This window comes from Streptomyces sp. SID9727, from assembly GCF_010550605.1.
Classification (GTDB): domain Bacteria; phylum Actinomycetota; class Actinomycetes; order Streptomycetales; family Streptomycetaceae; genus Streptomyces.
Map to the genome: position 1 here is coordinate 1 of NZ_JAAGNI010000423.1, position 10,883 is coordinate 10,883.

The 10,883-nt window shown below is 69.5% G+C and carries 10 protein-coding genes, 1 tRNA gene and 3 pseudogenes; 4 read left to right on the forward strand and 10 right to left on the reverse strand.

Annotated elements, in window-relative coordinates; genetic code table 11:
• Both G3I41_RS29465 and ligD read right to left on the reverse strand, forming a co-directional pair.
• Positions 1-531, reverse strand: a pseudogene (locus G3I41_RS29465) (PBS lyase); the annotation flags it as partial.
• A gap of 151 nt (positions 532-682) precedes the next feature.
• Complete coding sequence (gene ligD / locus G3I41_RS29470; RefSeq protein ID WP_164403529.1) at positions 683-1,573, reverse strand: non-homologous end-joining DNA ligase; 891 nt, start codon at positions 1,571-1,573, stop codon at positions 683-685.
• A 62-nt stretch (positions 1,574-1,635) separates the two neighbouring features.
• Between ligD and G3I41_RS29475 the strand changes: the two genes are divergently transcribed.
• On the forward strand, positions 1,636-2,694 hold the full coding sequence (locus G3I41_RS29475) for a Ku protein (protein ID WP_164403532.1): 1,059 nt from the start codon (positions 1,636-1,638) through the stop codon (positions 2,692-2,694).
• A gap of 97 nt (positions 2,695-2,791) precedes the next feature.
• Here the strand turns inward: G3I41_RS29475 and G3I41_RS29480 are convergent, their stop codons facing one another.
• Positions 2,792-4,657 (reverse strand): S53 family peptidase, encoded by a 1,866-nt coding sequence (locus G3I41_RS29480; RefSeq protein ID WP_239081895.1) that lies wholly within the window; start codon positions 4,655-4,657, stop codon positions 2,792-2,794.
• A gap of 436 nt (positions 4,658-5,093) precedes the next feature.
• Between G3I41_RS29480 and glyA the strand changes: the two genes are divergently transcribed.
• A complete protein-coding gene (gene glyA, locus G3I41_RS29485; protein ID WP_164403535.1) occupies positions 5,094-6,365 on the forward strand; it encodes a serine hydroxymethyltransferase in 1,272 nt (423 codons plus the stop codon).
• 48 nt (positions 6,366-6,413) lie between these two features.
• Here glyA and G3I41_RS29490 read toward each other — a convergent pair.
• The 4 genes and pseudogenes from G3I41_RS29490 to G3I41_RS29505 all read right to left on the reverse strand — a co-directional run.
• A pseudogene (locus G3I41_RS29490) lies at positions 6,414-6,557 on the reverse strand (DUF397 domain-containing protein); the annotation flags it as partial.
• Positions 6,550-7,016 (reverse strand): annotated as a pseudogene (locus tag G3I41_RS29495) (DUF5753 domain-containing protein); the annotation flags it as partial. The pseudogenes G3I41_RS29495 and G3I41_RS29490, both read right to left, overlap by 8 nt.
• Positions 7,017-7,412: 396 nt before the next feature.
• Complete coding sequence (locus G3I41_RS29500) at positions 7,413-7,754, reverse strand: hypothetical protein (RefSeq protein ID WP_164403538.1); 342 nt, start codon at positions 7,752-7,754, stop codon at positions 7,413-7,415.
• 528 nt (positions 7,755-8,282) lie between these two features.
• Positions 8,283-8,861, reverse strand: a complete 579-nt coding sequence (locus tag G3I41_RS29505; protein ID WP_164403540.1) for a GNAT family N-acetyltransferase — start codon at positions 8,859-8,861, stop codon at positions 8,283-8,285.
• 133 nt (positions 8,862-8,994) lie between these two features.
• Here G3I41_RS29505 and G3I41_RS29510 point away from each other — a divergent pair, with 133 nt between their 5' ends.
• Positions 8,995-9,342 (forward strand): hypothetical protein, encoded by a 348-nt coding sequence (locus tag G3I41_RS29510; protein WP_164403541.1) that lies wholly within the window; start codon positions 8,995-8,997, stop codon positions 9,340-9,342.
• 77 nt (positions 9,343-9,419) lie between these two features.
• On the opposite strand, the gene G3I41_RS29515 is transcribed toward G3I41_RS29510, so the two are convergent.
• The 3 genes from G3I41_RS29515 to G3I41_RS29525 all read right to left on the reverse strand — a co-directional run bounded on the left by G3I41_RS29515 (position 9,420) and on the right by G3I41_RS29525 (position 10,292).
• Positions 9,420-9,833, reverse strand: coding sequence for a PIN domain-containing protein (locus G3I41_RS29515; protein ID WP_164403543.1), 414 nt, complete (start codon positions 9,831-9,833; stop codon positions 9,420-9,422).
• Positions 9,830-10,093 carry a CopG family transcriptional regulator gene (locus tag G3I41_RS29520; protein ID WP_164403544.1) on the reverse strand — a complete coding sequence of 88 codons (264 nt, stop codon included), beginning with the start codon at positions 10,091-10,093 and terminating at the stop codon, positions 9,830-9,832. The genes G3I41_RS29515 and G3I41_RS29520 overlap by 4 nt, the downstream gene beginning before the upstream one ends.
• Positions 10,094-10,220: 127 nt before the next feature.
• Positions 10,221-10,292, reverse strand: a tRNA-Arg gene (locus G3I41_RS29525).
• 146 nt (positions 10,293-10,438) lie between these two features.
• On the opposite strand from G3I41_RS29525, the gene G3I41_RS29530 reads away from it, so the two are divergent.
• Positions 10,439-10,883: response regulator (locus tag G3I41_RS29530; protein WP_343242249.1), on the forward strand; the 445-nt coding region annotated here is incomplete at its 3' end.

Here is a 10,883-nt window from a genome sequence, read left to right on the forward strand (position 1 = left end):
CTCGACCAGGGCGAGCCGCACCTCCTCGTCCCGCTCCGCCGCCAGCCGCGCCCGCAGCAGGCGCAGCACCCTGGCCGGGTCGTCGTGCAGGGCGGCCAGCGCGAGCGGGGCGCTCAGCCGAACGCCGGGGTCCTCGTCGGCCAGCAGCGCGAAGAAGGCCCCGGCGCCGGCGGAGACGGCCGCCGCGGCCATCGCGTAGTTGGCGGCGAGCTCCGCCTCGTCCTCGCCGATCTCCTCCTCGTCGTCCGAGCCGAGGTCGATGCCGCCGATGCTGGTCAGCAACTCGACTATGTCGCCCCGGTCCGGCACCCAGGGGTCGGCGACCAGCTCGAAGAGGAAGGGGATGCAGGCGAGCGTGCACGGATAGACGTCGCCCTGGTGGTGCACCGCCCCGTACATCCCGTCCAGCGCCCGTTCGCGCTCCGCCGGATCGGCGGAGGCCAGACCCCGTAACAGCGCCGGCACATCGCCCGCCGGTCCGTGGGCATGCCTCATCGAGGCCCAGTCCACCTCTTCGATCCCCGCGAACACGCCATCGCCTCCCCGCCGACGTCACACACGCAGTGTCTGCGCAGAGTGTGCACCACGGCCGGGGCGATCAGACCGGGTGCGACGCGCTTTTGCGCTGGAGCATGACAAAAGTCGCGCGCGTACGGTAGGGGCCGGCCGCGCGTCCCCGCGGTCAGCGCGGAAGCGGCCGTCCCTCTTCCGGGTCGCACAGCGGGGCGAGCAGATCCCCGTGCCGGTCCAGCCGCGCGGCCATGGCGTCCGCCAGGAACACCAGGTCGGCGGGGGAGCGGCAGCCCTCGATCTCGGCCCAGGTGACCGGCGCCGAGACGGCCGGCTCGGCGCGGGCGCGCAGGGTGTAGGGCGTGGCGGTGGTCTTCGCGGCGGCGTTCTGGCTGAAGTCGACGAAGACCTTGCCCGGCCGCAGCGCCTTCCGCATCCGGTGCACCACCAGGTCCGGGAGCTCCTTCTCCGCCCGGACGGCGAGGCCCTTCGCGTACGCCGACGCCGCCGCCGAGTCCGTGGGGACGAGGGGGACCAGCAGGTGCATGCCCTTGGCGCCCGAGGTCTTCCCGTACGCCGTGAGGCCGTCCTCGGCCAGCCGCTCCCGCAGCCACAGCGCGACCCGGCAGCACTCGACCACCGTGGCGGGCGCACCCGGGTCGAGGTCGAGGACCAGCCGGTCGGCCACCGCGGGGGTCTCGGCCCGCCACTGCGGGGTGTGGAACTCCACCACCAGGTTGGCCGCCCACATCAGCGAGGCCAGGTCCTGGACGACCACCTGTTCGGACGGTTCGCTCTCGCGGTGCGGCACCGGGGCCCGGCGTACCCAGGACGGAGTACCGGGCGGCGGGTTCTTGGTGAAGAAGAGCTGGCCGTCCGGCCCGTCCGGATAGCGCAGGAAGGACACCGGCCGGTCCCGCAGGTGTGCGAGCAGCGCCTCGGCCGCCGTGGCCGCGTAGTAGTGCAGTACCTCGCCCTTCGTGGTGCCGGTGGCCGGATACAGCACCTTGTCCAGGTTGCTCAGGGACAGCCGTCGCCCCTCCACCTCGGTGATCGGCGTCATACGATAAGAATCACACGCAAAAATGTCTTTTCTTCGCATATACGTACCCAAGGGGTGAACCGGTGAGATCCATCTGGAACGGCGCCATCTCCTTCGGGCTGGTCAGCATCCCGATCAAGCTGGTCAACGCCACCGAGAACCACTCGATCTCGTTCCGGCAGATCCACGTCGAGGACGGCGGGCGCATCCGCTACCGCAAGGTGTGCGAGCTGGACGGGGAGGAGGTGACCTCCGCCGAGATCGGCAAGGCGTACGAGGACGCCGACGGCTCCATGATCCCGATCACCGACGAGGACCTGAGCCATCTGCCGCTGCCCACGGCGAAGACCATCGAGATCGTGGCCTTCGTCCCGGCCGACGCGATCGACCCGCTCCAGATGGACGCGGCCTACTACCTCTCGGCCAACGGCGTCCCGGCGGCGAAGCCGTACACCCTGCTGCGCGAGGCCCTGAAGCGCAGCCGCAAGGTGGCCCTCGCCAAGTACGCGCTGCGCGGGCGCGAGCGCCTCGGCATGCTCCGGGTCGTGGACGACGTGATCGCCATGCACGGGCTGCTCTGGCCGGACGAGATCCGGGCTCCCGAGGGCGTCGCCCCGGAGTCCGACGTGACCGTGCGCGACGCCGAGCTGGACCTCGCGGACGCCCTGATGGACACGCTCGGCGAGGTCGACATGGACTCGCTGCACGACGACTACCGGGAGGCGGTCGAGGAGCTGGTCGCCGCCAAGGCGTCGGGCGAGGCCCCGGAACCGGCCGAGAAGGGCACGAAGGGGGGCGGCAAGGTCATCGACCTGCTGGCCGCCCTGGAGAGCAGCGTCAAGGCCGCGAAGGAGGCCCGGGGCGAGGGGGAGGAGGACTCCGTGGCGGACGTGACCCACCTCGCCGACCGCAAGCCGTCCGGCACCGACGAGAAGGCGTCCTCCGGGGGCACCGCCAAGAAGTCCGCCTCCTCCCCGAAGTCCACCGGCGGCAAGAAGTCCGCGTCGAGCGGTACGGGCAAGCAGCCGGCCAAGAAGACCGCCGCCAAGAGCACCGCGAAGAAGACGGCCGCGAAGAAGACGACGGCCAAGAAGCAGAGCGGATCCAAGAGCACGGCGTCCCGCAAACGCGCCTCGGCCTGACACCTGCCCGCACGCATGGACAGGGGGCCGGTCCACCGGGATCGGTGGCCGGCCCCATGCCCCAGGGGGCTTGCCCCCTCGTCCCAGCGCCGGGCGGTCAGCGCCGGCGGTAGGAGCTCACATAACCGGCGGCCGGGGTGCCGACGCCCGTCACGTCGTCGTAGCCGCGCACGGCCGCCAGCGAGGCGTCCTTGCCCAGGCTGCGCACGGTGGTCCGCAGCCCGTCCGCCGCGTCGTAGCCGTTGACGTAGTCCACCCGGACGACCGCCAGGTCACGGTGTGCGCCCAGCGGGTGGTCGGTCACGTCGTGGTACGCCTTCGAGCCGTAGCGGGCGTAGATCGCCGGGTTGGCGAAACCGATCGGCCGGCCGTGCCGGGCCTGCTGCGCCAGCGCCTGGACGCCCGCGATGACCGGGGCCGCCAGCGAGGTGCCGCCGATGCGGTACTCGTCGTAGCCCAGCGAGCCGTCGGGCAGGGTCTGGGTCTGCCCGACCAGGAAGCCGGTGTTCGGGTCCGCGACGGCCGCGATGTCCGGGGCGGTGCGCATCCGCGTCCTCCCGTTCGCCCGCGCCAGCGAGTCGGGCACGATCCCGCGCTGGTAGAACGGCTGCGCCACGGTGGAGCTGGTGCCGCCGCCCGCGCCCGAGGTGTACGCGCCGGGGAACCCCTCCCAGCTGCGGCCGTCCGCCGCCAGCGGGGCGTTGAGCGTGCCCCAGCCGGTCTCCCAGAGGTACGTGTCGTGCTTGCCGACCGCGAGCGCGGTGCCGCCGACCGAGGTCACCCAGGCCGAGTTGGACGGGACGTCGATCTGCTTGGTGCCGGTCGAGTCGACGTTGTCGCCCGCGTCACCGGAGGAGAAGTAGAAGCCGATGCCCTCGACCGCGCCCATCTTGAACACCTGGTCGTAGGCGAGCGCCAGGTCCGGGGTCTGGTTGGCCTCCACGTCGCCCCAGGAGTTGGAGACGATGTCCGCGAGGTGGTGGTCGACGACCTTGTTCAGCGAGTCCAGCAGGTCGTTGTCGTAGCAGGAGGCGCCGCCCACGTACACGATGTCGGCGGCGGGCGCGACCGCGTGCACGGCCTCGACGTCGAGGGTCTCCTCGCCGTACCAGCCGGAGGCCCCGCACTCCTCGGTCCTCGTGTACTCGTCCGGCAGCACCTGGCTCAACTGGCTGCGCTTGTAAGGCGCGTCACCGTTGCGCTTCGCGTACTCGGCGGCGTCCTTCGCGATGGTGGGCGAGGCGTACGCGTCGGTGATGGCGACGGTCACCCCCTTGCCGGTGTAGTCCCCGGCCCCGTAAGCGGCGCGCAGCTGCTTGCCGGTGTAGCCCTTGACCGCGTACGGCGCCTTCGCCCCGTACGCCTTCGGCAGCGAGGAGGCCGTCTTCTGCCCGAAGTACGAGGAGAACGGGCCGGAGTTGCGGAACACCGCGTCCGGCGGCGGCAGCACGTCGTCGTGGCGCGAGGTGTGCGGGGCGTTGTCCAGACCGGACACGGCGAGCACGGCGTCGCCCAGCGCGGCGGGCACCGACGCGTTCGCGGACGGGGCCCGGTAAGTGCGCCCGCCCTTGCGGTAGTTGCGTAGCTGCGTGGAGAACGCCTTCTCGGCGGCGGCGACGTCACCGGTGGCCGAGACATAGTGCTGGTTCGCCCCGGTGACGGTCAGCCCACCGGCCTCCAGCCACTGCCTGACCCGCTCCATCTGCTCCGGGGTGGCCCCGAACCGGGCCTGCGCCCGCGCGGGGCTCAGGAACTTCCCGTACGAGGAAGAGTCCGGGTCCGACACGGCGGCGGCGTAGGCGGCGAGGCCCTTCGCGTCCTGGCCCGCCAGGTGCACCCGGACGGACACCTTCGTGCTGTCGGACGCGGCCCCCCGGTCGGCCGAGGCGGTCGCCCAGGACGGCTTGGTGCCCTGCAACGCGTCCCGGCCCCCGTGCCCGGCCTCGGCACTGGCGTCGGGCATCCCCAGGGCGAGCGCCCCGGCGAGCAGCGGCAGTGTCACTGCCACGCTCAGCCCGGCACGTCGTCCGGCGCGGTTGAATATCAAAACAACAACCCCCTGCGATGTGGGTCTCGCGTACGGAGCATGTGCCGAATGAAGTGCACATGTAATGCGCCACTCTGGCGAGGAACGATTCATGCAGGGGGCATGCATTGGCCAAGACTCGGCCAAGTGCCGCCGCGTCCGGCTCTGTTCACCTGACGTCACGCACCCCGCCCGGGAGCCCGGTAAGGTGCGGAGGGCCGCGACTGGCGCGCGCTCCTCGCGGGGTGCTCAGTGGAATCGACCACGAGGGAGCGGCACACCCCGGGTGCGCCCGGGGGCGTCATGCCGGAGAGCCGTCCGCCTGGGCATCCGGGTCCACGCCGCAGCCATGCGGCCGACCCGGGAGGAACCCGTGACCGCGTCCGTACCCGCACAGCCCCGCCACCAGGCCCTGGCGACGACCGACCCCGAACTCGCCGCCCTCGTGGCCGCCGAGGAACAGCTCCAGGCCGACACCCTGCGCCTGATCCCCAGCGAGAACTACGTCTCCGCCGCCGTGCTCGAAGCGTCCGGCACGGTGCTCCAGAACAAGTACTCCGAGGGCTACCCCGGCAAGCGCTACTACGAGGGCCAGCAGATCATCGACCAGGTCGAGACGCTGACCGCCGACCGTGCCAAGGCGCTCTTCTCCATGGACCACGCCAACGTCCAGCCGTACTCCGGCTCCCCGGCCAACCTCGCGATCTACCTGGCCTTCCTCAAGCCCGGTGACACCGTGCTCGGCATGTCGCTGCCCATGGGCGGCCACCTCACGCACGGCTGGGGCGTCTCCGCCACCGGCACCTGGTTCAACGGAGTCCAGTACGGCGTGCGCCGCGACACCGGCCGCGTCGACCTGGACGAGGTCCGCGACCTGGCCCTGGCCGAGCGGCCGAAGCTCATCTTCTGCGGCGGCACCGCCGTGCCCCGCACGATCGACTTCGCGGGCTTCGCGGAGATCGCCCGCGAGGTGGGCGCGGTCCTGGTGGCGGACATCGCCCACATCGCGGGCCTGGTCGCGGGCGGCGCCCACCCCTCGCCCGCGCCGTACGTGGACGTCGTCTCCACCACCACCCACAAGACCCTGCGCGGCCCGCGCGGCGCGATGCTCCTCAGCCGCGCCGAGCACGCCCGCGCCCTGGACCGCGCCGTCTTCCCCGGCCTCCAGGGCGGCCCGCACAACCAGACCACGGCCGCGATCGGCGTAGCCCTGAAGGAGGCGGCGACCCCGGACTTCCGCGCCTACGCCCACGTGGTGGTGGCCAACGCCCGCGCGCTGGGCGAGGAGTTGGCGGCCCGTGGCTACGACCTGGTCTCGGGCGGCACGGACAACCACCTGCTGCTGGTGGACCTCACGGCCAAGGGCGTCCCGGGCAAGCCGGCGGCCAAGGCCCTGGACCGCGCGGGCATCGTCGCCAACTACAACGCGGTCCCGTACGACCCCCGCAAGCCCTTCGACCCCTCGGGCATCCGCCTGGGGACGCCGGCGCTTACGTCGCGGGGGGTGCCTGTCTCGGAGATGCCCCGGATCGCGGACTGGATCGACCGCGTGATCACGGGCGACGAGGACACGATCGGGAAGGTGCGCGCGGAGGTCAAGGACCTGATGGACGCGTACCCGGCCCCGGGCCTGCCGGTCGCCTGAGCCGCATGACAGTGCCCCGCACCACCGGTGCGGGGCACTGCGCGGGGCTCAGCCCTGGACGGCGTACGCGACGAACTCGCCCCAGGCAGCGGGCGAGAGGGCGAGTTCGGGGCTGCGCCGGTCCTTGGAGTCACGGACGTGGACCGCAGTGGGGCAGGTCGCGACCTCGACGCAGCTGTCCCCTCCAGTTCCCCTCGAGCAACTCGATCAAGTGGTCCAGGAGTTCACGGGTCACCTCATCCCCGCCGGTGTGCCGCTCCAGGACCGGCTGCTCCACGATGAAGCTGAACGCGGTCGGCGGCTTCCGGTTGATGGACAGCAGCTCCTGGCGAGCCGTGCGTGCCGCGATCCGCTGTTCAAGCTCCTCCGGGTCCGGCAGGGGCGGGACGTTCAACGACATGGCACGCGCGTACGCCTCGGTCTGCAACAGACCCGGGATCACCCGGCATTCGTACGTGTACAGGCTGATCGCTGTCGCTTCGAGGCGGTGTGCTTCGAGTAGCCGACGAGCGAGCCGAACTCCTCACGGGTCAGGCCGGCGTGTGCGCGTAAGGCGTGGACAACCGCCCCGAAGGTGCGCATGCTGTCCGACGCCTCCGGTTCCGTACCGCCCGCCGCTCCCGTACCGCCGCCCGCATTGCCGTAGGCCACTGTGCCCACCTTTCGCGCCGCACCCCGTCGTACCGCTTCTGAGTCGGTGTCATGGCCGGTCCGACGACCTCGTACTGTCTACCCTTCGTCCGCGTACGCTGACGCTGCGTACGCGCCGCAGGGTTGGGCGGAGCGGAAATTCGACCCGGTGCGCGAAGGGTGGCTCACTCCACCGCGTGGACGGCCTCGGCGAACAGTCGATGGCTCCCGTGAGCGCGGCGACGAGTCGTACCCCTATCAGCGGGATGTCTTTCAAGAGTGGGCGCGGGGTCTCGTGCGCATTTCTATGAGCGCCTCTGGACGCCCTCGTGTGCAGCTGGTAAGCGAATGGGCGACGCCTTGAAGGGTGTCACCCATTGGTCGCCGACTACTCCGCTCGGCTCAAATCGAGGGAGGTCAGAATCCTATTTCCTTGACCTTGTAGGTCAGCGTGTAGTGCCCGTCGTCGTCGGTGCCGATGAAGTCGGCTTGGTTCTGCCCCTCCGGCTCGTCGGCGGACAGGTCGACCCAGCCGAGTGAGTCGGAACCCAGAGGACTTTCGTCATCCCGCAGGCTGAACCGTCCAGGGAGCTCGTAGATGGGGCTGTTGACCCCGTATGTGCCAGTCTGGGTCGCCCCGACGGTGCCGTCGCTGGAGTTCGGCCAGAACCTCTGACCGTTGTAGAACATGAAGAGTTCATCGACGTCATCATCGTCGGTCTGGTGGCAGTAGATGCTGATCGCCTTGACAACCTTCACGAAACTCGCCTCCCGAATTTCGTCACCACTGCTCTTATTTCAGGAGACCACGGCTTTACAATCCACGCAACCGCAGTTAGCATCCATCGCAATCAATCTGACCATTAAATTATCGAATATTTAAACGTTTCCATTTCCGCTACCGCCAGCCATGGGGGCAATGGTCACCAGGAGTCGCCTGGCGCGTGGTGTGAGCTGTGCGAAGCCTGGCATACCACCGCTCAGCCGCAGCGACGCAGTCGGTGGGGGCGAGGTCGACATCACCGTTCCCGGCGACATCCGCACCCGCCCGAAGGCGTTAGGGGAGCCGGCCCACTCCGCCGCTTGCGGGGCAGAGGCGCGCGACAGGGTCGCGGCTGCCTGCGGTGCACGCAACAGAACGTCCCTGACGCGGTGTTGACTCACCGGACAGGGTCTGGCCCAAGATCGACCACAGTGCAAGGAACACCGATCTCGTGGCTGCCCAGCACTTCAGAGGTCGTCTCGCGCGGTGCCGCAGGGACAGGGAGCGGGCTCGGTGGGTTCGGTTCAGGGGCAGGGAGTTCCGTTAATGGGCGGCGTAGGACGGTTCAGCCGCCAAACCACGGTGATCCCGCTGCCCGAGGGAACTGCGGGCGGCGTTCCCCGTTCACGCAGGACCTCGGTGAAGCCCAACCGGCGTGGAACCGCGGCACTGGAGGCGTTGGACAGGTCGTGCGTGATTTCCAGGTACTCCACATCCGGCAAGGTGAACATCTCGGTGACCATGGCCGCCGTTGCTCTGGTGGCGATGCCCTGTCCAGTGGCGGCAGGGTGCAGCCAGTACCCCATGCGCCGGCCCTGAGGCTCGGCCCCACGGTAGGTCTGGCACATGCCAATGAGACTGCCGTCCTTGGCGATGGCGTAGTTGTACACGTCACCGCTTGCCCACTTCGACTCGGACGTAGCGAGGAACTCGCGGGTGCTCTTCTCGCTGTGACGGGCGACCCACGACTCCCAGGGGCGCAAGTGGTCCAGTGACTCCTCGATCAACTTGAATGCCGGAGCGAAGTCACTCTGCCCCCGCCAGCACCGCAGGACGAAGTCTCCGCACTCGATGATCTGCCTCGGTCGGTCCATGACGGCCATGCTTGTCTGTAGAACTGTCCGCTGCAACGGGATACGGAGAACTGGTGGACCGTCTACCTGGCAAGACGGCGATAGCAGATCAGGGCGGCGGCGATGCCGGCGAAGGCCAGGAAGTGTTCCGCCCTTTTTCACCTTGGGTGAGATCGAGCGCCGACTCCGGCGCTGCCTGGGGCGGGTCTACGGCGAGGCCGACGTGCAGAAGGTGCACAAGAAAAAGATATCGGTCGATGAGATGATGTTCGGAGAGTACATCCGGCTCTTGGACAACGAGGAACGCTGGGACAAGCTCGGCTGGCCGCTGGTCGACAGATCCCACTTCATCGGGCTGCTCGGCCGGGTGAAGGACGTCCGCAACACGGTTATGCACTTCAACGCGCCTTCGCTCAAGGCCGAACAACTCGCTCTGCTCGACAGCTTCGTCTCCATGCTCCGCCTGTATGACCCCGACTACGGGGCGACCAGTATGGGCCAGGCCATGTAGTGCGCTGGTGTGGCCGGCTGCCCTCGCGAGTATGGAGGGAGCGTGGAGGCTCCGACCTCGACCTCAAGGAGGAGCCGTCAGATCTTGATCACGGTCACGCGTCCGCCGCAGAGGGTGGTGAGGTCCTCCGGATCGGAGGTGAGGACGGTGGCCGGTCCAGGTGCGGCCAGCGCGGTGGCGGCGAGCATCGCATCGATGGCGTACTTGTGGCCGTGCAGGCCGGCATCGGCGAGAAGCGTGGCGGCGTGGCGGGCGATCGGTTCGGTGATCGGTTCGATGACCAGACGAGAGAGCGTCCACTCCAGGGCCGGGCGGTTGATGCGGGGGTGGATCACTTCGACGAGGGTGGCCGCCGAGGTGATCACGCGCAGGTCGTCGGCGCGTGCCAGAGCGAGCCAGCCGGTGGCCGTACGGTCGCGCAGGACGGCCTTGGCCAGTCCTTCGCTGTCGAGGACGAGGGTTCCGCCGGGAGCTGCGGCAGACAAGGTCACGCTGCGGTCGCTCCGGGCTCGGTCTGTTCGCGCCGTGCCCGGACGAGTTCGTCGCGCAGGGACTGGATCTCATCATCCGTGACGGGCCCGTGTGCGGCCTCGGCGACCGTGATGAGTTCGTTGAGGTTGTCGCGCTCGATCTGGCGGGCGACGGCCGCGGCCACATAGGCGGACAGACCGGAGGGGCCACTGCGGGCCTTTGCGGCTTCGGCGATGTCGCGTGGCATGGTGATCGAGTACTTGCCGGTAGGCTCGCTCATGCCACTTATCCTACCTCTCATCCTCCCATCGAGGGCGGCGAGATCTTCTGTGGTTCGACAGCGAAAAAAAGAGGTTCCCGACCCGCGCTGTTGCGAGTCAAGAACCTCTTTGGCACTTCTTCCGAAGTGCCCCCGGCAGGATTCGAACCTGCGCACCCGGCTCCGGAGGCCGATGCTCTATCCCCTGAGCTACGGGGGCGTATCGCTGTGCTGCTCTGCGACGGGTGAAACACTACCAGCTCCGACGGGGTGCCCGTGAACAGGTATTCCGCGTCATCGCGGCAGAGCCCGCGCCCCCTCGTACACACATTCAGCCAACCCCGGGGCCGCTCCTCCGGGGCGGAAGTGGGCAAAACCCGGACGCAGCTCTTCCGCCGCGCCTACTCTCGAAGGGTGTCTGGGGCATGCGGCCGCGTGCTTGTTGTCGACGACAACAAGGTCATCCGGCAGTTGATCAGGGTCAATCTCGAGCTGGAGGGCTTCGAGGTCGTGACCGCGGGCGACGGTGTCGAGTGTCTGGATCTCGTGCACCGGGTCCGCCCCGACGTGATCACGCTCGATGTGGTCATGCCCCGGCTCGACGGCCTCCAGACGGCCGGCCGGCTGCGGTCCGATCCGCGCACCGGGCACCTGCCGCTCGCGATCGTCAGCGCCTGCACGCCGTACGAGGTGGACCACGGGGTCGCCGCCGGGGTGGACGCTTTCCTGGCCAAGCCGTTCGAGCCGGGCGAGCTGGTGATGCTCGTGCGGCGGCTCGTCGAGCGCGGCCGGCCGCCCGTGCGGGCCGGCG